At 41.6% G+C, this 20,837-nt stretch carries 23 protein-coding genes; 3 read left to right on the forward strand and 20 right to left on the reverse strand.

The window, feature by feature from the left end; genetic code table 11:
• Positions 1-55 precede the first annotated feature (55 nt).
• Positions 56-259 carry a DUF1657 domain-containing protein gene (locus AC3WTL_RS05715; RefSeq protein ID WP_048010071.1) on the reverse strand — a complete coding sequence of 68 codons (204 nt, stop codon included), beginning with the start codon at positions 257-259 and terminating at the stop codon, positions 56-58.
• 235 nt (positions 260-494) lie between these two features.
• Between AC3WTL_RS05715 and AC3WTL_RS05720 the strand changes: the two genes are divergently transcribed.
• The 3 genes from AC3WTL_RS05720 to AC3WTL_RS05730 all read left to right on the forward strand — a co-directional run bounded on the left by AC3WTL_RS05720 (position 495) and on the right by AC3WTL_RS05730 (position 2,075).
• A complete protein-coding gene (locus AC3WTL_RS05720) occupies positions 495-791 on the forward strand; it encodes a hypothetical protein (RefSeq protein ID WP_248347194.1) in 297 nt (98 codons plus the stop codon).
• A gap of 510 nt (positions 792-1,301) precedes the next feature.
• Entirely contained in the window at positions 1,302-1,670 is a 369-nt protein-coding gene (locus AC3WTL_RS05725; RefSeq protein ID WP_248347190.1) for an LAGLIDADG family homing endonuclease, read from the forward strand.
• Positions 1,671-1,703: 33 nt separating this feature from the next.
• On the forward strand, positions 1,704-2,075 hold the full coding sequence (locus tag AC3WTL_RS05730) for an rRNA methyltransferase (RefSeq protein WP_248347188.1): 372 nt from the start codon (positions 1,704-1,706) through the stop codon (positions 2,073-2,075).
• Between the two features lie 374 nt (positions 2,076-2,449).
• On the opposite strand, the gene AC3WTL_RS05735 is transcribed toward AC3WTL_RS05730, so the two are convergent.
• From AC3WTL_RS05735 to AC3WTL_RS05825, 19 genes are all read right to left on the reverse strand, one after another.
• On the reverse strand, positions 2,450-2,587 hold the full coding sequence (locus AC3WTL_RS05735; protein WP_492369202.1) for a hypothetical protein: 138 nt from the start codon (positions 2,585-2,587) through the stop codon (positions 2,450-2,452).
• A gap of 97 nt (positions 2,588-2,684) precedes the next feature.
• Positions 2,685-3,158 carry a staygreen family protein gene (locus tag AC3WTL_RS05740; RefSeq protein ID WP_492369203.1) on the reverse strand — a complete coding sequence of 158 codons (474 nt, stop codon included), beginning with the start codon at positions 3,156-3,158 and terminating at the stop codon, positions 2,685-2,687.
• Positions 3,159-3,233: 75 nt separating this feature from the next.
• The gene (locus AC3WTL_RS05745; RefSeq protein ID WP_248347183.1) at positions 3,234-3,995 is read right to left on the reverse strand and encodes a YybI family spore inner coat protein; all 762 of its coding nucleotides are present in this window, start codon (positions 3,993-3,995) and stop codon (positions 3,234-3,236) included.
• Between the two features lie 105 nt (positions 3,996-4,100).
• Positions 4,101-5,531 (reverse strand): alanine/glycine:cation symporter family protein, encoded by a 1,431-nt coding sequence (locus AC3WTL_RS05750; RefSeq protein WP_163145030.1) that lies wholly within the window; start codon positions 5,529-5,531, stop codon positions 4,101-4,103.
• Positions 5,532-5,875: 344 nt separating this feature from the next.
• A complete protein-coding gene (gene parC, locus AC3WTL_RS05755) occupies positions 5,876-8,320 on the reverse strand; it encodes a DNA topoisomerase IV subunit A (protein WP_492369204.1) in 2,445 nt (814 codons plus the stop codon).
• A complete protein-coding gene (gene parE, locus AC3WTL_RS05760; protein WP_048010076.1) occupies positions 8,317-10,299 on the reverse strand; it encodes a DNA topoisomerase IV subunit B in 1,983 nt (660 codons plus the stop codon). Before parE ends, parC begins: the two co-directional genes overlap by 4 nt.
• Positions 10,300-10,615: 316 nt before the next feature.
• Positions 10,616-11,029: a CoA-binding protein gene (locus AC3WTL_RS05765; protein WP_048010077.1), complete on the reverse strand. Its 414-nt coding sequence runs from the start codon at positions 11,027-11,029 to the stop codon at positions 10,616-10,618.
• Positions 11,030-11,101: 72 nt separating this feature from the next.
• Positions 11,102-11,962, reverse strand: a complete 861-nt coding sequence (locus tag AC3WTL_RS05770; protein WP_492369205.1) for a GNAT family N-acetyltransferase — start codon at positions 11,960-11,962, stop codon at positions 11,102-11,104.
• A 69-nt stretch (positions 11,963-12,031) separates the two neighbouring features.
• On the reverse strand, positions 12,032-13,369 hold the full coding sequence (locus tag AC3WTL_RS05775) for a 5'-deoxyadenosine deaminase (protein ID WP_248347179.1): 1,338 nt from the start codon (positions 13,367-13,369) through the stop codon (positions 12,032-12,034).
• Entirely contained in the window at positions 13,366-14,538 is a 1,173-nt protein-coding gene (locus AC3WTL_RS05780; protein WP_250802288.1) for a M20 family metallopeptidase, read from the reverse strand. The genes AC3WTL_RS05775 and AC3WTL_RS05780 overlap by 4 nt, the downstream gene beginning before the upstream one ends.
• Positions 14,535-15,161, reverse strand: coding sequence for a DUF1989 domain-containing protein (locus tag AC3WTL_RS05785; RefSeq protein ID WP_492369206.1), 627 nt, complete (start codon positions 15,159-15,161; stop codon positions 14,535-14,537). The genes AC3WTL_RS05780 and AC3WTL_RS05785 overlap by 4 nt, the downstream gene beginning before the upstream one ends.
• Before the next feature lie 21 nt (positions 15,162-15,182).
• Positions 15,183-15,866: a cyclase family protein gene (locus tag AC3WTL_RS05790; RefSeq protein WP_048010082.1), complete on the reverse strand. Its 684-nt coding sequence runs from the start codon at positions 15,864-15,866 to the stop codon at positions 15,183-15,185.
• Between the two features lie 59 nt (positions 15,867-15,925).
• Positions 15,926-17,737, reverse strand: a complete 1,812-nt coding sequence (locus AC3WTL_RS05795; RefSeq protein WP_048010083.1) for an adenine deaminase — start codon at positions 17,735-17,737, stop codon at positions 15,926-15,928.
• A 21-nt stretch (positions 17,738-17,758) separates the two neighbouring features.
• Positions 17,759-18,019, reverse strand: a complete 261-nt coding sequence (locus tag AC3WTL_RS05800; protein ID WP_492369207.1) for a EutN/CcmL family microcompartment protein — start codon at positions 18,017-18,019, stop codon at positions 17,759-17,761.
• 13 nt (positions 18,020-18,032) lie between these two features.
• The gene (locus AC3WTL_RS05805; protein WP_252221831.1) at positions 18,033-18,740 is read right to left on the reverse strand and encodes a hypothetical protein; all 708 of its coding nucleotides are present in this window, start codon (positions 18,738-18,740) and stop codon (positions 18,033-18,035) included.
• A 26-nt stretch (positions 18,741-18,766) separates the two neighbouring features.
• Complete coding sequence (locus tag AC3WTL_RS05810) at positions 18,767-19,051, reverse strand: BMC domain-containing protein (RefSeq protein WP_009334686.1); 285 nt, start codon at positions 19,049-19,051, stop codon at positions 18,767-18,769.
• 23 nt (positions 19,052-19,074) lie between these two features.
• A complete protein-coding gene (locus AC3WTL_RS05815) occupies positions 19,075-19,488 on the reverse strand; it encodes a BMC domain-containing protein (protein ID WP_315900323.1) in 414 nt (137 codons plus the stop codon).
• A gap of 89 nt (positions 19,489-19,577) precedes the next feature.
• Positions 19,578-20,537, reverse strand: coding sequence for a hypothetical protein (locus AC3WTL_RS05820; protein ID WP_252221828.1), 960 nt, complete (start codon positions 20,535-20,537; stop codon positions 19,578-19,580).
• A gap of 32 nt (positions 20,538-20,569) precedes the next feature.
• Positions 20,570-20,833, reverse strand: coding sequence for a BMC domain-containing protein (locus tag AC3WTL_RS05825; RefSeq protein ID WP_226619264.1), 264 nt, complete (start codon positions 20,831-20,833; stop codon positions 20,570-20,572).
• Between the last annotated feature and the right edge of the window lie 4 nt (positions 20,834-20,837).

Consider the following 20,837-nt stretch of genomic DNA (forward strand, 5'->3'; position numbering starts at 1 on the left):
ACCATTCATAAAAGTTTTTTATATAAACGCGGCTGGCAAAAGCCAGCCATTTGCTTTATTGATTATATTGAGGTTCTTCTTTCTGAATCTCCTGAAGCCTTGGTTCAAGGCTATCAATGATGGATTGCGTCTGCTGGGCAGCGCTTTGGTACAGCTGCTTAGCATTTTGATTATCGGTTGCAAGAGCAAAGGTTTCAAGGCTTGCCTGAGCGCTTTTTAACCCTGCGATGGCTTGTTTTACTTGAGTTCCAACTGTCATTTTATTACCTGCTTTCTGAATTAATAAATCACACATGTATTTTGGCTTTTTTCAACTTTTATATGTGATTAGTCTGCTTATTTTTGCTGGGTATTCAAGAAGTATTTGTTTAACTGGAGTTAAAAGGACCATCAAAAAAATTGCCAGCATATTTGCATTCCAATAAGTGAAAATTAAGAACCGGAAGAGAAAACGTCTCTTTCAAAATCGGTTATAAATAAGGGAGTGCTTGCAGTTGAATAACTGGATTTCAGCGCTTTTCAATAATATGGGGAATATGCGCAAGCCAATGATGAATATGTTTGGCGTAAAAAGAAAGAGCAACTGGGGGTGGCTGTGGGGATCGCTGATCAGTATAGTGCTGAGCACAGCAGCGGTAGCTTTTACACGAAGCCGAAACCACAACGCCAATGTGCATCCTATGCAGCAAATCATGAGCAAATCAAATATGAACAATGCTTTTAAGAACCAAAACCTGTCAGCACTCACTGAAATGGCAGATGAGCTTGGTTTTGAGAAGAAGAAGCAATAGATGGAAATGCCCACAATTTTGTGGGCGTTTTTTATTTTTTGCAAAAAAGAACATATGTTTGTTATAATGGAAGATAATAAGGAGGGGGTTTAAAATTCGAAATCCTGATATTGATGATGAACAGATCATAAATATGTACAAAAGCGGAATGAGTTTTAAGGAAATGACAAAAATCATAGGTGTAAGCGACAGAGCCATTCGCAATGTACTATATAAACATAACATAGAAATGAATCGAAGCCGTTCATCTGGACAGCCCAGAAAGAATAGGGTTAACGAGGGTTTCTTTAAGACATGGTCTAATGAAATGGGGTGGGTCCTGGGATTAATAATTACAGACGGGTGTATAAATAAAACTATAAACACAATAACTCTAACTCAAAAAAATGAAGATACATTAAGATTAGCCGCAAATTATATGGAAGCAGACTATATCCTGGCACCTGCAGGAAAAAAAAAGCAACTCCGACATTAGTCATTAATTCAAAAAAAATAAAAAATGATTTGTTAGTGTTAGGTATTACATCAAATAAATCATTGATTGTTCCATTTCCCAAAGTTCCAGAAGAATATATGCCTTCTTTTATAAGAGGCGTTATAGATGGAGATGGCTGGGTGCAGAAAAAAGGGTATGTGATGAATATTACAACAGCTAGCCAAACATTTGCCAAAGGCTTACTAACTGTTTTTCAAAATTGGAAATTAAGAAGCGAAATAACTATTGAGGTTAGCAGCTCGGGAAACCTCATATATCGTCGAGTATGGGTAAAAGGAAAAGCCTATCTTCCTTTGCTTGCAAATATTCTATATAATGATGCTGTTGAGCACTTGGAATCACAAAAGAAGGGAAATATGCTGATACATTTCGACTTTAAATAATAAGTAACCATTTTACAGGAGGCGGGCTTAATAATGTGGGAATTAGTAAATGGCAAGTTAATTCAAAAAACTGATGAGTCAAGAGTAAAATTCCGGACAAATATCAGTAAAACTATACTAAATCAATTAGAAACTCTATCAGCAGATCATGACACTCATATTAACTATTTGCTTGAAAGTGGACTTCAGGAAGTCTTGAAACAGGATTTTATTTCATATGATAAAAAAACTCGGCCAAAGGATCGAGTTCAATACAAGACAACCTACGATAAAGTCTTATTAGAAAAAGTTAAAGAATTCGCTAATAACCATGAACTCTTTATTAATGATGTTATTGAATACAGCGTACGTTTTATCAATCTGGAGAAAATAAAAAACAGCAGCTATAAGAACAGGGTAGAGTAGCAGATGCTGCTTTATTCTTAAATTTTATTTCGACGCCCCGAACATAATATATATTATAGGAAGTAATGAATTGAAATAAAAATACTGTCTCATTATCAAAGTATACTTAAGATAGTGAGACAGCATTAAATTTTTCATCAAATTAATTCTGCTTGTTTAATTTGCATTTATAGAATTTTGAAATGAATTTTCAGCTGATATTTACAGCCAGATTCATTTTCACTTAATTCCTGGTTTTATTTTCTGATGCTCCTGCTGATATTAGTTTAATTTTTATTTAAGGGATATTTTTGAAGATTTATAAACCCCTCTTATATTTTATATTTAGCTCATCTAGTTTACATAATATTTTTACGCGCAACCTTTATCTGAACTTATTCACTATCCTGTGTACTATTAAAGAATATTTCTGCCTGATCTTTATTTTCCTTTTTACTGTAATTTTCTTTTTCACCCATTTTCCCATCAGATTCATAACTTAATTCAAATGTTTTCTCTGGTTCCTTTTTCATTTCGATCGCTCCATTGTTTTGATAATTTAGTACAGTGTCTTTTACATTAATAAATGCGTTCTGAACAACACTAGAACATACGTTCCCTAAATACTTTTCACACTGGCATCAGTGCGGCAGTTAAATACTTTCTGGGTGTCCCGTAAAAAATCAGCTTGCTGAATTCCGGATAAACAGATTCAAAGTATATAAAGATTGGTGAATCAAGCAGCCATGGATAGTTGGAATAAAATGACCGGTCACCATAGACCATGGCTGTCAGCGCCAGATCTAATTCTTTCTGGAAAATGAGAAACCTTATTTTTGAGTATTGATGATCAAATTCCCCGCTGCTGATATACACCCTCCCGCTCAGAACATACTGCCCCATTTGCGGTATCCATTCAGCAAAAACTTCATCACGGAATTTAGGATTAATGGCACTAAAATCATAGCATCCGCCTATTGCCAAAAATAACTCCCCGGTTGCATCTGAGTGTGTAAGTGTATATTTCCTGCTGTCTACGGGTCTGAATTCCGTCGCAGGAGGCAAATATTTTACCGACAGCTTAGATGGATTAAATTTGCTCACATGAAGGCCCCCTATACAAATTTCCTTATGCCCAGTATATGGGAGCCATATAGAAACGTGACAAATGCCCAGTCACTAACGCTTACGGGAATTCATTTTCATTACTTTGGTGTCTTTTAAATTCCATATCCCATCTTCATACAGCCAAAAGGACTCTACAAAGGCAATGGTATCTGCATTATATGCCCCGCTTATTCTCTGAATTCCCATTAATCCCTGTTTCCCTTCAACAGGGATGATCTTCAAAGTGCTATATGGATTTACCATAAGCTCCGTTGGCTCGCTAAGCTTGCCGTTGACATACAGACCGAGCCGTTCATACTCTTCACTCCTGTCCCGTAAATCGAACGTATACGATTGTTTTGTATCCTGGATGCTGATATTCGCTTTGTAGCCATTTTCAAATTGACTATTGATAACTAAAGGATCTGGAACAGAGAGGTCAACCAGCTTAAAGTCCTTTAAGGTATATAAATAAAAATTTGAGAGCCCTCCGCTTCCGCCAGTTGGAATACTAATATACATATCTTTGATGGAATCATGGTTTAAATCCTCAAACTGTATTTGAGGTTCATATCCACCTTCAAGCTCCGCATTATACGTATTACCGTCTGAGGCCTTAACTTCAAGTGAAATCTCCTTTAAAAATGAAGCGCCTTCCTCATAATAGACACCTTTAATATAGATAGTGTCTGCCTTATTATCACCGGTAACATCCACTTTATCTTTTGACAGCGTTACAGTCCTTTGTTCTTGTTCACCTGCATATACACCGGTTATAGCGGATAAAGACATAAAAAAGAAAGCCGCAAACGCAAAAAGCAATTCCTTCTTCATTTACGTATCCTCCCTATTTTTTTATTATCTTGCCCAGTTTTGGAAATAACATGTAAAATCACAAAAAACCCCCTATCCTAAGGATAAGAGGCTGTGAGTTATAAATTATTTAGCGGCTTTTTTTAAAGCACTTTCTTTTGTTTCCCAGGATTCAATCCCTTTTAGACCTGGGATAGAATCAGCATAAAACACAGGGTCTTTTCCTTCTTTCCTCTGTGCCTTATAATCATTCAAAGCGGCATAAGCAACTTTAGCAAGCAATATAATCGCTATAAAGTTAATAATCGCCATTAAGCCCATGAATAAATCAGCAAGGCTCCAAACGATGGCAAGATCAACTACAGATCCGAAGATGACCATACCGATTACAGCAATGCGATAAGTAAACAAGGCAGTGCGGCTCTCTTTAATAAATTCAATATTGGTTTCTCCGTAATAATAATTTCCAATAACCGAAGTAAAGGCAAATAGGAAAATAGCAATTGCAATAAAAATAGGTGCCCATGATCCAACATGTGTGCTAAGAGCTGCCTGAGTCAATTCTATGCCAGTAAGATCTGAATTCGCATAATCACCTGATAACAGGATAATAAACGCGGTAGCAGAACAGATTAAGATCGTATCCACAAATACTCCAAGGGTTTGGATCAGTCCTTGTTTTACAGGATGGGAAACGGCTGCTGTTGCCGCGGCATTTGGTACACTACCCATACCTGCTTCATTTGAAAATAAACCTCTTTTAATACCCATCATCACAGCTGCACCCATTGCTCCGCCTGCAGCCTGATCAATTCCAAATGCCCCTTTCACTATGCTGCTTACCAGATTTGGAATTTCAGTAATATTCATGATGACAATCACAATAGCAACAACTAAATATATAACTGCCATGATTGGCACAACGACTTGAGATACATACGCAATCCGTTTAACACCGCCGAAAATGATAGCCGCCGTTAATACCGCCAGTACAATTCCTATGGTTAGACGGCTGGTGCCAAACGCTTCATTAAACGCTAAAGAGATGGTGTTGGATTGGACAGAGTTAAAAACCAATCCGAAACAGAATGTAATGATGATTGCAAAGATTATTCCCATCCAGCGTTTATTAAGTCCTTTTTCCATATAGTAGGCAGGTCCACCGCGGAAACCATCTTTATCTTTGACTTTGTAAATCTGGGCAAGAGTACTTTCAATGAAGCTTGAAGCTCCCCCAATAAATGCGATAAGCCACATCCAGAAGACAGCGCCAGGTCCACCTGCAGCAATCGCAGTTGCTACGCCGGCAATATTCCCTGTACCAACACGGGAGGCTGCACTTATAGTGAAGGCTTGAAAAGATGATATTCCCCTTTTGCCTTCAGCAGATATCATTGCTTTATCGCCCAATATTCTGAACATTTCACCAAAATATCTTAATTGGACAAACTTGCTCTTAAAACTAAAATATAGACCTAGAATAATTAATGCGGCAATCAAAATGTACGTCCATAAAAGATCATTTAGAAAGCCTACGATTGTTTCCAATAAAGCCATGCTATTCCCCCTAAATATTTTATTATCTTGCAAAAACAACACACTCCTTATAATCTATCAAAAGAATTTTTAATAGACAAGTCGAATATTCATTCGCAGGAGAGAAAATTCAATAAAAACATTGATATTAAGCGAATTAAAATGGATTTCTGCACAAGCCAATTAAATATTTTTAATCGTTTTCATTTAAACTAGTATTAATTTTTTATACAAATAAACTTTCATAAGAATAACATTATTCAAACTATTTTGGATTCAGTTTTAATTTAAAAAGATGATATACACACCGGAAATTATTAATTTAGCAGACAAATAAACCCCTGTATTCACAGGGGCTAGTAATTCTATTCAGTTGCATTGACAGTATTTTCTGCCTCAGCTTTCCAGATGCATTTTGCTTTGCCGCTTTCGGAATCGTCAAGGATGAACGATCCATTTGAATAGCGGTCATTATAACGGATTGCCGAAGCATTAACTGCTTCTATATGGCCTTTTTCTGTTTCAATGTATAAATCATCTTTGCTGCGGACAATTGCACACCCAATAATGCGATGAGGGTTTGATTTCAATTCACGAAGCATCACTACGCCTCTCTTGGCACGTGAGGTGCGTTCAAATTCAGTCAGCTTCATTTTTTTAATGGAGCCCCGCTGTGTAACAATCACAACAGCCTGTTCTTTCGGGTCCTCTATAAGCTGAGCGCCTGTAACAAAGTCGCCGTCTTTGAGATTGATGCCTTTAACTCCGGCAGCCCTTGCCCCTACAATGCTGACCTCTTCCTCGTGGAACCAGAGGCCATATCCCTGGTGGGTCGCAAGGAAAATTTCCTTCGTGCCATCAGTTAAATAAACGTCAAGAACTTCATCATCGCGCTTAACATTGACAGCAACCAGCGGTTTAGAATATCGCTGTGCCTTATATGATTTCAGCTCGGTTTTCTTTACCATGCCGTTCTTGGTCATGAACAAAAGATATTCTTCCGTTTCAAAATCTTTTACAGGAATGGCACGGACAATCGATTCATTCCGGTCAATCGGAATGATATTGGCAATATGCTGACCAAGATCTTTCCAGCGGATATCCGGCAGCTGGTGAACAGGGCAGTACAGATAGTTGCCCCTATTCGTAAATACAAGGAGAACATCAGTTGTATTCATATCAAGCTGGGCAATAATTCTGTCTGAATCCTTCATGCCGAAATCCTGTCCGTTAGAGGCGGCAAACGATCTCTGGCTGGTACGCTTGACATAGCCTTCCTTCGTTACCGTAACAATAACATCTTCACTTGCTACCAGAACCTCAAGGTTGATCTTGATTTCCTCGATTTCCGCTTCAATTCTGGTACGTCGTTCATCCGCAAAGCGCTTTTTAACATCCCTTAACTCTTTTTTAATAACCGAGAGCAGCTTCTTCTCGCTTTCGAGAATAGCTTTAAGCTCGCCGATTAGCTTAGCAAGCTCCTCGGCCTCTGCTCTTAAGGCGGTTATATCGGTATTTGTTAAGCGATATAGCTGCAGGGAAACAATTGCTTCTGCCTGAGGTTCAGTGAACTCAAACTTTGCAATCAGATTATCTTTCGCATCCCGTTTGTCTTTAGAAGCGCGGATCGCTGCAATCACTTCGTCCAGGATAGAAAGAGCCTTCATGAGTCCCTCAACGATATGCTGTCGCGCCTCAGCTTTTTGCAGCTCATACTGGGATCTCCGTGTAACGACTTCTTTACGATGGCCTATATAAGCATCCAGCAGCTCTCGTAATCCCATTAATTTCGGATGGCGATTGTGAATGGCAACCATATTGAAGTTATATGGGATCTGCAGGTCACTGTTTTTGTACAGGTAGTGAAGGACACCTTCAGGATCTGCATCCTTTTTTAACTCGATTACAATTCGGAGGCCGGTCCGGTCTGTTTCATCACGGACTTCGGCAATGCCTTCAACTTTCCGGTCAAGGCGGAATTCATCAATCTTCTTAACCAGGTTCGCTTTATTCACTTCATAAGGAATCTCAGTGATAACGATCTGCTTTTTCCCTCCGCGCAAATCCTCAAATTCAGCCTTTCCGCGGACAATGATTTTGCCTCTTCCTGTTTCATAAGCTTTTTTTATTCCATCGACTCCCTGGATAATGCCCCCCGTAGGGAAGTCCGGGCCTTTAATATGCTCCATCAGATCATCTATGGAACAATCAGGCTTATCCATCCGTAAAATAACGCCATCAATAATCTCATTTAGATGATGGGGCGGAATATCAGTTGCATACCCTGCAGAAATGCCTGTTGAGCCATTGACAAGCAAATTCGGATAAACTGCCGGCAAAACGGTTGGCTCATTGGACGTGTCATCAAAGTTAGGGATGAATTCAACGGTTCTTTTCTCAATATCTCTCAGCAATTCGGAAGAAAGGGGAGATAAACGGGCTTCTGTATAACGCATGGCTGCTGGGGGATCTCCATCGATGCTCCCATTATTGCCGTGCATTTCCACAAGAAGGTTACGGACCTTCCAATCCTGGCTCATCCGCACCATCGCGTCATAAACTGAAGTATCGCCATGCGGATGATAATTGCCGATTACATTCCCGACTGTTTTTGCGGACTTTCTAAAGCCCTTTTCATGTGTGTTTCCTTCTACGTGCATGGCATAAAGTATCCGTCTTTGAACGGGCTTTAGCCCATCACGTGCATCTGGAAGGGCACGATCCTGAATAATATATTTACTATAACGCCCAAAGCGGTCGCCTAATACATCTTCAAGAGGAAGGTCCCGGAATTTTTCAGCAGAACTCATGAGTCAACACCCTCCTCCTCTAGTACTGAAATATTTTCATTTTCAAGTATGCTTCCATCTTCTTCAAGGCCGAATGCCACATTCGATTCGATCCATTTGCGGCGGGGTTCAACTTTATCGCCCATCAAGGTGGTTACACGGCGTTCAGCTCTGGCTGCATCATCAATTTTAACGCGGATCAATGTGCGCGACTCCGGATCCATAGTTGTCTCCCACAACTGGTCGGCGTTCATTTCTCCAAGCCCTTTATAGCGCTGAAGCATATAGCCTTTACCCACTTTTTTAATGGTATCCTGAAGATCATCATCACTCCATGCATACTCAATCACTTCTTTTTTGCCTGACCCCCTGCTGACTTTATATAAAGGAGGCAGCGCAATGAATACCTTTCCCGCTTCAAGCAGCGGTTTCATATACCTGTAAAAGAACGTGAGCAGGAGCACCTGGATATGCGCTCCATCAGTGTCGGCATCTGTCATGATGATTACCTTATCATAGTTGACATCATCCAGATTAAAATCCGCGCCTACACCTGCCCCAACGGCATGGATAATGGTATTGATTTCTTCATTTTTAAAGATATCCGCAAGCTTTGCTTTTTCTGTATTGATTACTTTACCTCTAAGCGGAAGCACAGCCTGAAAACGCCTGTCCCGTCCCTGTTTGGCAGACCCACCGGCGGAATCACCCTCAACCAGATATAATTCGTTTCTTTGAGGGTTCCGCGATTGGGCCGGAGTCAGTTTTCCCGAAAGCATCGCTTCCGATTTTTTCCTCTTTTTCCCGCTTCTTGCTTCCTCACGTGCTTTGCGGGCCGCTTCTCTTGCCTGGAATGCTTTTATCGCCTTTTTAATTAACAGAGAGCTTGTCTCAGGGTTTTCTTCAAGGAAATAAGATAAATGCTCGGAAACAACTGAATCAACAGCAGAACGTGCTTCACTGGTCCCCAGCTTGCCTTTCGTCTGACCCTCAAACTGCAGAAGCTCCTCAGGAACACGAACAGATATGATCGCCGTGAATCCTTCACGCAGATCCGCTCCATCCAGGTTTTTATCTTTTTCCTTCAGAAGATTCACTTTGCGGGCATATTCATTAAAAGCCCTTGTCATCGCAGTTTTGCTTCCAGCCTCATGCGTACCGCCGTCCTTTGTGCGGACGTTGTTGACGAATGAAAGAACATTTTCTGAGTAGCCATCATTGAATTGAAAAGCAAAATCCACTTCAATTGCATTGCTTTCGCCTTCAAAGCTTACGACAGGGTGCAGAACATCCTTTTCTTCATTTAAATATTCTACAAATGCTTCTATGCCGTTTTCATAGTGAAAAACGTCATGAAAATCATTACGCTCATCTATGATTTCTATTTTCATTCCTTTAAGAAGGAAAGCAGATTCACGAAGACGCTCACAGAGCGTTTCGTAATTATATGTGGTTGTCGAGAAAATCGACGGATCCGGCTTAAAATGAATGGTAGTCCCTGATTGATTTGTTTTACCAGTCTTTTCCAATGTGGTCACCGGCTTGCCGCCCAGCTCGAAACGCTGTTCATATACAAAGCCGTCACGTTTAATTTTAACCACAAGCCATTCGGAAAGGGCGTTGACGACAGATGCACCAACACCATGAAGCCCGCCGCTCGTCTTATAGCCTCCCTGGCCAAACTTTCCCCCTGCATGAAGGACAGTTAATATGACTTCTGGAGTCGGCTTGCCCATTCTATGCATACCTGTAGGCATTCCACGTCCTTTATCTTGTACACTAATAGAATTATCTTTATGTATTCTGACAATGATATGATCCCCGTAACCTGCCAGTGCTTCATCGACAGCATTATCGACAATCTCATATACAAGATGGTGCAAACCCCTTGCATCCGTACTTCCAATGTACATCCCAGGGCGTTTTCTAACCGCTTCCAGCCCTTCGAGTACCTGTATGGCATCATCATTGTAGTCAAAAGCTTCCTGATTTCTTGCCACGAACATACCCCTTTCATTTCCTGCAAAACACTTGCCGCCGAAAACACGGCATTGGAACACCCCTATAAGAATTCGGCTGTACAGCCAATTTTCATCTTGAAAAAACAATGTTCGAACAGGCGTTCTATAATTTATATTTTACCATATAAATTAGGATGGTCTATGCTTTATTTTATCTATTTATTTGGTTTTGGCAAATAAGATCTTGGGATTTAAGAGATTTATCATGATTAATTCCGTTACACGAACCCTTTATTTACAGGGATTATACAAAAAATAAAAAACATGAGATCTTATATAGACCTCATGCTTTAGTTTACTTTGTCAGAGCATGCTCAACTTTAATGCAGCGGTCCATGATGACAGTGTACCGTTTTTCTTTAAGAAAATCGTATGCTTCCTGGTTTGCCACTCCGAGCTGAGCCCAGAAGATATCAGCATCTATTTCAGCAAATTCCCGTGCAATTTCCGGAAGAAACTCAGATCGCCTGAATATATTAACGATATCTACATGCCCCTCGATGTCTTTAAGGCTGGGCACTGCCTTTACACCAAGTACTTCATCAACCGACGGATTAACCGGAATGATTTCATAGCCGGCTTTTTGCATCGCCTCTGATACCATATAGGATGTACGATCAGGATTTCCGCTTAATCCTACAACAGCAATCCGCTTCGACTTTTTTAAAAGGACACCGATTTCATCCCTGCTCGGGTTTTCAATAGCCATTTTGTTCCCTCCAATTTTATCTGGTTATTTATATTTTACCTAAAATCGCAAAAGCACACTAACTTATTGCTCTTATTCCCGAATATCGAGTTTATAAAAATTCAATGACCTCTCAACTGTAAACCCTGCTTTTTTATAAATAGACAGCGCTTTCTCGTTTGCTGTCCCTGCACAAAGCTTAATGCTATTAGCTCCACTATTCACAAAAAGATCATGAACCGCCATTTCCAGCAGATTCCGTCCAATCCCATTCTTGCGCTTACAGGGGTCCACACCAATGAATTCAATGCTTCCTTCTTTTTCTTCACGATTGTATTCTGCATATAAATAGCCATTTAATCCGTCAGCATCAAGAGACGTAAAGACTTTGTGATCATCATTCATTCTTCCGATAATCTCTTTTCCTGAATAATATGTTTGAGGAAATAAAGCATCATGCAAATGAATAAATGCACTATGAAAGTGAATCGGCAATAAACTTACCTTTCTTAAACCATTGAATGAATTATCTTTCAGTTCCATGTATGTTTGGGCCGATTGCAGCACGAATCCGTTTTTTGATGCAAATTCGGCAGCATCATGGTTGGCTGTATCAGCAAATAAAAAATATGTATTCAGCTTTCCTTCAAAATAATGGAGAGCTTTTTCCCATAGTAGTCTCATAAGCTCATTTCCCTGTACAAAAGGTCCCCATAACTCAGCTGTTCCTTTATTAAGATCGGCATCTGCACCCAGAAAACCAGCAAGAGCATCACCCTCCCGGACAATGAACGCAGCTGATTCGGCATCATAATTCATTTCTTCCAGACTTTGAAGAATATCGTTTTGACTGGTCCCCAAATAACCTATATGACACTCTGGCAAGATGTTCATTTCTGCAATAAACTCAGCTGCCTGCATAAGATTTGCATGATCTAAAACTTCCACTTCCACAACACCACACCCTTTACTATATTTTACCATAAAAAAACCGGCTGATTTGCTTTCAGCCGAATTAGAAGATTAATAAACTGCTGTCTCTAATCTTTTGAGCAGCCTCTTTATGCTGGTGTTCGCTTCTTTTAAAACCATTTCTTTATCGACTGTGTTCAGCTTCCGATTTTCCATCACCATTTTGCCGTTCACAATGGTGGATTCAACATCTGCACGAGTGGCTGAATAGACTATCCTCGAGATAGTATCGATATCAAATGACGGATAAATATGAAAATCATTCAGATTAAGGATAGCAAGGTCTGCTTTCTTTCCGGGCTCCAGACTTCCGATTTCCTGTTCCATTCCAACTGCCTTCGCTCCGCCGATTGTCGCCATTCTGAAGACGGTTCTCGCATTCATTGCAGTTGGTCCGTGCACAGGCTTCTGAATGATGGCAGCCAATCTCATTTCATTAAACATATCCAGGTTGTTATTGCAGGGAGCCCCATCAGCACCAAGGCTGACAAATGCCTGCTGATCCAGTAATGATGGAATCTCTGCCACACCTGATGCCAGCTTTAGATTTGATCCCGGACAATGGCTGACCTTTACGCCCCGTTCTTTAATGATTCTTTTTTCTTCTTCATTAAGCCAAACACAATGTGCCAGTATCAGCCGTTCATTTGCAAGGCCAATGCTGTCCAGATAGACTACATTCCGCATGCCAAGCTCTCTTTCAACAAGGAGAATTTCACTGGCATTTTCGGATGCATGAGTATGGACCCTTACGTTGTATTGTGCAGAGAGATCCCTGACATTTGTCAGTAATTCCTCTGTGCAGGAAACGACAAATCGGGGACAGAAGGCATACTGTATGCGACCGTTTTCACGATTGTGCCATCTTTCAAGGAGATCAACGCTTTGCTGGATGGATTTAGAGGTATTTTCTCTTAACGGAACAGGGACCTCATCCCCTTTATCCATCATGACCTTTCCGGCAAGTGCCCGAATGCCGCTTTCGGCAATGGCCTGAAAGGCATATTCCGTATGATTAACGGTTTCCATGTCCACTACAGTTGTTGTTCCGCTCTGGAGCAATTCGCCAATTCCGAGCATAGCAGAATAATAGATAGACTCTTCATCATGTGATGCCTCAAGCGGCCAGATCTTCTGCTTCAGCCAATCAAGAAGCTCCAAATCATCAGCCTGCCCGCGGAATAATGTCTGGCACAGATGGATATGTGTCTGAATAAATCCTGGAATGACCGTCTTTCCAGTGGCATCGATTACTTTATCCGCTTTATGTGTTAAATTCTGTCCAATGTCGGCAATGCGGTCATCTACAATATATAAATCCCCGAAAATGATTTCTTCAGCTGCATTCATTGTAATAATTTCAGCGTTTTTTATCAGAATACTGCTCAATTTCTTCCTCCCCCTCGTATTGGACTGACTTCTGACGGCTCCAGCTTCCCATATGACATAATAAGCTGTCTGTAAAATTGAATGGAGCGCTGATATGCCGCCAGACTAACCCACTCATTTGGCTTATGCGCCAGCTTTTCATCACCTGGGCCATAAATCAAGGTAGGAATTTCACTTCTTGGATTAAGTACGGCACCATCTGTATAGTAGGACACCCCGTAATGGTCCGCTTCCGATTCGTCCTTTACCATCTGCGCAATTTGAATAATGTCCCGGGCAGGATCAGTTAAAATAGATGGACGGTCAAGAAGGGTTTCAATACTGTATTTATAAATTTCTCCCTGATCCAAGAGAACATCGAGTTTGGATTTTAGCTTGTTTATAAAAAGGGAATGGGATTGAGGGGGAACTGTTCTAATATCTGCTCTGATGCTGCATTTATCTGGAATGACATTGGTCTGCACTCCGCCTTCAATCATGGTAACAGCCAGGCTGCTTTGTCCGAGGGGCTTCTTTTCTGTCTTCCATTCAATTTTCATTTCATCCAATACCCGGATTATTTTCAGCATATGATCTACTGCATTGATTCCCTGTTCCGGCATGGAACCGTGAGAGGTTTTCCCATAAGCTGTGATCTCAAGCCAAAGGGCTCCCTTATGGCCAATTACAATTTTTTCATTTGTCGGTTCGGCAATGACAAGTGCATCAATTTTTCGGCCATCGTTTTCTTTTAAAAAAGTCCTGGCACCGCAGCTGTCGACTTCTTCCCCGGCTGTTGCCAGAAAGGTAACGTCTGCAGGCAGATCAGTATTGGAGAGATACAGCTGCTCCAAAGCCAAGAACATTGCTGCAAGGCCGCTCTTCATATCAGAAGCTCCTCTGCCATAAATCCGGCCATTTGCGATTTCTCCTGAAAAAGGGGAGTAAACCCATTCTCCTGTTCCAGGTGAAACTGTATCCATATGCCCGCATAAGAATAGCTGTTTACCGCTTTTTCCTGGAAGCGTAACTTCAAAATTGCTTCGAGTCGCATCAAGCATGGTCACTTTAAACGGCAGACCATTTTGCTTGCATCTGTTAATAAAGGCTTCAGTCACTAAATGCTCGTTTCCGGGCGGATTGGAGCTGTCAATCTGGAGCAGATGCTGAAGAAACTGAATATCATTCATGAATCCGCCTCCATAATTTGCATTTTAATAGGGGTCACCTTAAATCCATTAACAGGCGCCATGTCCTGTGAACATGTTGTACAGGCAATGACAACATCACACAACGCTTTCAGCCTTATGTAATCGCCAGGCTTGGAAAGGGGTTCGGCAATGACATAATCCCCGGCATCACCAAGAACATTATTCATAAAGATATTAATAGGATCCGGAATAACAGCAGGATGAATATTATACTTTTTCAATGCATCCGCAATATTATCATGGCAATTAGGATGGTCCTCTTTGTCGAAATCAACTTTGTAGCGGTAATAATCACATGCCGGAAAGAAGAAATCATGTTTTCCAACAGTATCTTCCAAAAGCTGCATTAGCGGACGGCGGCGGTTGCTGTATAGCCAGTCTCCCGTTTTCAGCCGTATGCTGCTTAGTGAAGCCCGCATATGGACAGGTGAAACATGTTCCTCGGGATCTTCATAGTTAAAACAGACAAAGTCCCCAACCTGTTTTCCTTCCATATCAATAATAATCAGCTCTTCCCCTTTGTGAATCAGTGCGCTTCTTCCTTCATACGGCGGGATAATAATTTCGTCCAGGATCTTGCCTCTGTTAAAAACCTCTTTCATTTAAAACACCAGCCTTTGTTGTTATTCAATGAAAACTGCAACCGCACGAATCGGAGATCCCGTTCCTTTCCGAATTCTGAGAGGGAGTCCGAAATATAGAAATCGCATGCCTGCGATCTGGTCGAGATTGCAAAGATTTTCAGTATTGGTTATTCCGTATTCACGGCAAATAAGATGTCCGGAGTACTTTGGATCATCCGGATGGTCAATGGCCGGGGCATCAATGCCTATATTGACTGCACCTTTATCAGCCAGCCATTTTGCTGCCTGATAATCCAGGCCGGTATAAGTGGTGAGCCATTTGTCCGTACCATAAGACCGATTGTAATGGCCTGTATAGAGGAGGACGATATCTCCTTTTTCAATAAACTGCTGTGATTTCCTCAGTGCATCCTCGAGATCACGGTCTGTTATATATTGATGAGGCTGGATGTGGGATACATCAAGGCAAACTGCCGGCCCGTAAAAATACTCAAGCGGCATTTCATCGATGTATTGGCCGTTAGGATCATACTCATAAGTTGCATCACTATGAGTTGGACCATGTTCATTGATTAATAGATTATTAGTAGCAAACATAAATCCAATTTGCTTTTCACTTTCTTCGTGGGAGATATTCGGGAAGATCATTGTTTTCTGATGAAGGGGAAAAACAGGCATCCCCTGATAAATTTCCTGTGTTAAATCGACAAGCTTAACTCCCATGCTATTCCTCCTTTACCTGCTGTATATATGAAAAGCGGCAGAGAACGCCGCTTTAATGATCAATTAATAATGGTCGGAATGACCTCAAACTTATCTACATCGATAAGCCCCATATCTGTAATTTTCCATTTGGGGCTTGTTACCAATGACCAGAATGATAAATGCATAAAGGGAACTTCCATACCGCAGCCCAGAACTTCTTTGGCAAGCTGCGATAATTCGTCGACCTTTTCACTCATTTCTTTTCCAGTTAATTCATCTGTCATTAAACCGCCAATCCGGAGAGGAAGATCACCTACTACTTTGCTATCCTTTATCATCGCTATTCCGCCATCCATGGCAATGACACGGTTAACCGCCATGGCCATGTCTACGTAGTTAGTTCCTGTAACAATGATATTGTGTGTATCATGGGCTACACTTTCTGCTATGGCTCCGCTTTTCAAATCAAAGCCATGAAGAAACGTCTTGCCGATTTTTCCGGTTCTGCCGTGGCGCTCAACAACCAGCAGAGGCAGAACATCCTGCTTTAGGCACGGCTGCACAATGCCTTCTTTGACATTCAGCGTATATTCGCTTCCGCCGGTTAAGTTCTGGAAAGGTATCGCTTCAATTGCCCTTACTTTTGCACGGCTGCCTGGAGCTTCAATGGCGATTTCCTTCACTGTTACTGGCTTCCGCTTCACTGACTTTTTCACACTTTCCGGATATATGTAAGGAGCAATATCTATAGTTAATTCGCCTTTTTCAGCTGCTTTTTTCCCTGCCAGGTATACCTGATCGATTGTCATATTGTTCAGATCACTGATCACAACGACATCTGCTCTTTTGCCTGGTGCAATGACCCCCACATCCTTAAAGCCAAAGTGGGTGGCAGGATTAATGGTCGCCATTTGGATGGCTTCCACTGGATCAATCCCCACTGCAATGGTTCGGCGGACGATATCATTCATATGTCCGTAATTTAATAGATCAGCAGGCACCATATCATCTGATACGAGGATTGCACGGCGGGAATCCAGCCCATCCTCTGTTATGGCACGAATACAGTCTGCCATATTCCTTTGGGAAGAGCCTTCACGCATGAACACACTTACGCCATTGCGCAGCTTTTCGACTGTTTCTTCTTTCGTTGTAGTTTCATGGCAGGACACATGGTTACCTCCGCTGATAATATGAGCGGCAAGCTCTTTGCCAAACAATCCAGGGGCGTTCCCTTCAACGGTTTTTCCTATGCTGTTTGCATATGAAACTGCGGCAACAAGATCGTCTATTAATTCCGGTGCATGCTCATACACGGGACCTATATTGCTGAAGCTTTGAATCTCCCCAATTCCCTGCACATATGGGTCTGCCAGGAGCTCTTTCATATCCTTTGATGTCACATCAAAGCCGGATGTTTCAAGACCGGGAGCATCAGGCACAGCACAAGGTACCGTGAATAATACCCGGTTTGGAAGTGTCTTAGCTTCTTCAATCATTGCCTGCATTCCGTGAACACCCAGGACGTTCCCTATTTCATGCGGATCACCTATCAGCGTGGTGGTTCCTGTCGGAATGGAAAGCTTGGAGAATTCCGTACAAGTCAGCATCGCACTCTCAAAATGCATATGAGAATCAATGAACCCTGGACAAACGAATTTCCCCTGAATGTTTTCAACTATCGTTTTTGGCCCAATTAAGTCTTTTGCGTCCCCTGCCATTAATATATATTCGCCTTTCATCGCAACGTCTGCTTCATAGATCTCACGGGTAATTACATTAATAAAGTATCCCCCTTTCAGAACTACATCGGCATACTGGCTGGAATCAAGCAAAACATCAATAAGCTTGCGGTACTGCACTGCCTTTTTGATATTTTTTGCATCCATTTATTAACCCCCTGTTTCCATTCATTCTACACTGTCAATAATTCCGATAATGGCAGCATCGATAGGTGCATCTTTATTCTGAACCGCTCTTGATGCCATGCTTCCAGTCACATAGATGACTTTCTCGCCAATGCCGGCACCAACAGTATCAACGGTTATAATGGGGTTCGGTAACATTGAGCCGTCCAATCCTATAGGCTGGGTAATTAATAGTTTTGTGCCTACCAGATTATCATCTTTTCTTGTGGCAGTTACACGGCCAACCACTATTCCCATTTGCATAAAGACCTACCCCTTAATGTAAAATAATTTCGATCTTAAGTTCCTTTGCTGTATCTTTTGCCAGGGGGGTTATGATAGCCCCTTTTGGAACAGTCAGCTGATCAAGATTGTTCAAATAGGCAACCCGGACTGTCTCATCGGTAATAACCGTTTTCTTCATTTGATGAACAGCAAAGTCTGCCCTATCATTGAAATCTATTAATCTTATGCCAAGCACCTTCAGCTCTGCCATCTGCCCATTAAGCTTTCTTTTTAATATGTCCGGCCCTTTATCCATTCCTTTCAGTTTCCAATACTGACTGAAAGGATCACCTCCAGCCTTCAACGCCGTGACCCGTTTTCCTTTTAATAAACCCATTAGTATAATCCGCACCAAAGGCCTTTGTTCGTTACAGTTCAATAGATCTGCTATCAGAGAAAATGATAGAATTGGCAAAAGAATTTCATCAAAATGATCAAGAAGCTGATCATTAATCATGGAAGCAGAGATCCAATCGTCATTTCCGGTCAGAGAAACTAACTCCTCAAGCGGAAATTGGGTCAGCATTTCTTCTTCAGCAGTCATTCTAAGTGTAATATCTTCCTCTGTTAACTTTTTCAAGTAAGAAAATCCCGGATCCATTCCTATCAAATGAGAGGTTAATAGAGCCAGGATATGAGGTTTTCTGTCTCTCCAGTTATCATTTCGCATATAAAGCGCCTGCAGAGTGTTTTTTGCCATAACACTCTGCTTTTTGCTCCTCATGCTTATTCACCGATATTTTTTGATAATAGAGCTCTTTCAACTTCGCTGTGCGGTCTCGGAATGACATGGACCGAGATGAGTTCTCCTACTCGGCTGGCAGCTTCGGCTCCTGCATCGGTCGCTGCTTTAACCGCTCCAACATCTCCTCTGACCATAACTGTTACAAGGCCAAATCCCACTTTTTCATATCCGCAGATCTCCACATTTGCTGCTTTAACCATTGCATCCGCTGCCTCTACTGCGCCAACAAGGCCTTTCGTCTCGATTAATCCCAATGCTTCACCCATTGTGTGTTTCCTCCTTAAGTTTATTAAACTGATGGTTTATCATTATCATTTTCATCAGGTTCAATTTGTTTTTTAACTTGCTTTTTTTCATGTGGCTTATCTACGGATTTAACCTCTTTTTCAGCACTTGCTTCCGGATGCATGTCTTTCAGTTTGAAATTCGGAAGCAGCTTCCCTGCCACTTCACTGTGTGCACGCGGGATTACATGAGCAGAAATTACTTTTCCTATTCTCTCTGCTGAACTCACACCGGCATCGACTGCAGACTTTACAGCCGCAACATCACCGTTAAAATGGATTGTGACGCCAAGGTAGCCATCCACTCCTATTACTTTTTCAATTCCTACAATTTCTACATCTGCTGCTTTTACGGCTGCATCTGCTGCAGAAACTGCTGTTGAATAACCAACGGTTTCAATCAAACCCAATGCTTGCAACTGAAGAATCCTCCTCATGTGAAATTGTCAGACCGGCTAAATTTTCAGGAATTATTGAGCTGATCTGTGACTGTGCTGCTGGCCAAGCCTTATTTAATCCTGTCGAATTCCTTACAAAGCTGATCCGTGATACGGGATACCTCATCAAACTGACCGTGAAGAAGCACATATTCCTTCTCTATTAAAAAATTGATGTGTTCAGCCGTATTTTTTTTCATGTGCCGGTCAAGGAGCAAAATACCCGAATAATAGTCAATTCCTTCAATGACAGCTACACCGCCAATTGACGAGTTAATCCCTAATTGTTTTGTAAGCCATGGACTGGGGGATTTTTCTTTATGTGCTGTAATCGTTTTAAATGATTTTTGGGAAAGTTTTTTGAAGAAGCTCTTTAAGGCGTTTAACAGTACTTCATAATTCTCTTCATAAAGCTCCAGCGAAAAGGATTGCCCGCTGTTTTTGTCCCATGACAGGCAATATTTTAAAGAAGGAAACTCTCTTAAAAGGTTATTCAGTAAAAATAGCTGTCCGGGCGTACATTTTTTTGCAGTCACTACCCCGATGGAGGCTGTTTTTAATTCCCGCTGGAAGGAGCCTTCCAAGGTGGGGTGAAGATCAGAGAATAGCCAGACTTTCACACCCTCCGGCGTTTGTCCGATAAGCTGGCTTTCTCTTGCATTTCGGCCGGGTTTTGTTTCAGCGGATTCAGCCCTGGCAGTAACCCGCTGTTTCCCTTGTACCAGGGACAGGGTCTGAAGCTGTGCAATTTTTTCTTTAGCGGAAGGCATGGGTGAAGAAAGTGAAACTGTCTGCCTTCTAACGTTTTGGTGTGGATTAGCAGACTGTGGCGCATCCGCATGATTAACAGCTATTCTTTTTTTCATTTTTTCTTTCTGATAATTTGGCCGGTTTATGCCCGGTATACCCGACTTCAATCCCGGCTGGCTGCGGGGCGGGGGAAAACTGGGAGCTCCATTAATAGGATTTTCTTTTTGCTTGCTGTAGGGCTTCATTACTTCTTCTACAACACTTTTAATAAAGTCAGACACACATTATGCACCTCCACTTTTGACACATACTCTTATAAAATTTTACGAAGTTCTGAATGAGGGCGGGGTATTACATTTGCCGAAACCAGTTCTCCTCCAGCCGTGGTGTGAGCAGTCTTCCCAACCTCAACAGCAGCTGTGACTGCTGCCACATCCCCTTCAATTATGACGGTGACAAGTCCGGATCCGACTCTCTTTAAATCAACTAAGCTGACATTTGCTGCTTTTGCCATTGAGTCCAGCGCTTCAATAGCTGCTGTCAAGCCCCTTGTTTCTATCAAGCCAATTGCCTTCATTTTT

This window comes from Cytobacillus sp. EB106-05-05-XG126 (genome assembly GCF_058791715.1).

Bases quoted from the DNA above. Each gene is read 5' to 3' on its own strand.
- AC3WTL_RS05800 (WP_492369207.1), bottom strand. From the start codon at position 18,019: ATGCAAATGGGAATAGTGGTTGGCCGTGTAACTGCCACAAGAAAAGAT.
- AC3WTL_RS05785 (WP_492369206.1), bottom strand. From the start codon at position 15,161: ATGAAAGAGGTTTTTAACAGAGGCAAGATCCTGGACGAAATTATTATC.
- AC3WTL_RS05745 (WP_248347183.1), bottom strand. From the start codon at position 3,995: ATGAAGAAGGAATTGCTTTTTGCGTTTGCGGCTTTCTTTTTTATGTCT.
- AC3WTL_RS05825 (WP_226619264.1), bottom strand. From the start codon at position 20,833: ATGAAGGCAATTGGCTTGATAGAAACAAGGGGCTTGACAGCAGCTATT.
- AC3WTL_RS05810 (WP_009334686.1), bottom strand. From the start codon at position 19,051: ATGGGTGAAGCATTGGGATTAATCGAGACGAAAGGCCTTGTTGGCGCA.
- AC3WTL_RS05765 (WP_048010077.1), bottom strand. From the start codon at position 11,029: ATGGCTATTGAAAACCCGAGCAGGGATGAAATCGGTGTCCTTTTAAAA.
- AC3WTL_RS05750 (WP_163145030.1), bottom strand. From the start codon at position 5,531: ATGGCTTTATTGGAAACAATCGTAGGCTTTCTAAATGATCTTTTATGG.
- AC3WTL_RS05730 (WP_248347188.1), top strand. From the start codon at position 1,704: ATGTGGGAATTAGTAAATGGCAAGTTAATTCAAAAAACTGATGAGTCA.
- AC3WTL_RS05780 (WP_250802288.1), bottom strand. From the start codon at position 14,538: ATGAATGATATTCAGTTTCTTCAGCATCTGCTCCAGATTGACAGCTCC.
- AC3WTL_RS05805 (WP_252221831.1), bottom strand. From the start codon at position 18,740: ATGGCAAAAAACACTCTGCAGGCGCTTTATATGCGAAATGATAACTGG.
- parC (WP_492369204.1), bottom strand. From the start codon at position 8,320: ATGAGTTCTGCTGAAAAATTCCGGGACCTTCCTCTTGAAGATGTATTA.
- AC3WTL_RS05715 (WP_048010071.1), bottom strand. From the start codon at position 259: ATGACAGTTGGAACTCAAGTAAAACAAGCCATCGCAGGGTTAAAAAGC.
- AC3WTL_RS05735 (WP_492369202.1), bottom strand. From the start codon at position 2,587: ATGAAAAAGGAACCAGAGAAAACATTTGAATTAAGTTATGAATCTGAT.
- AC3WTL_RS05795 (WP_048010083.1), bottom strand. From the start codon at position 17,737: ATGGATGCAAAAAATATCAAAAAGGCAGTGCAGTACCGCAAGCTTATT.
- AC3WTL_RS05790 (WP_048010082.1), bottom strand. From the start codon at position 15,866: ATGGGAGTTAAGCTTGTCGATTTAACACAGGAAATTTATCAGGGGATG.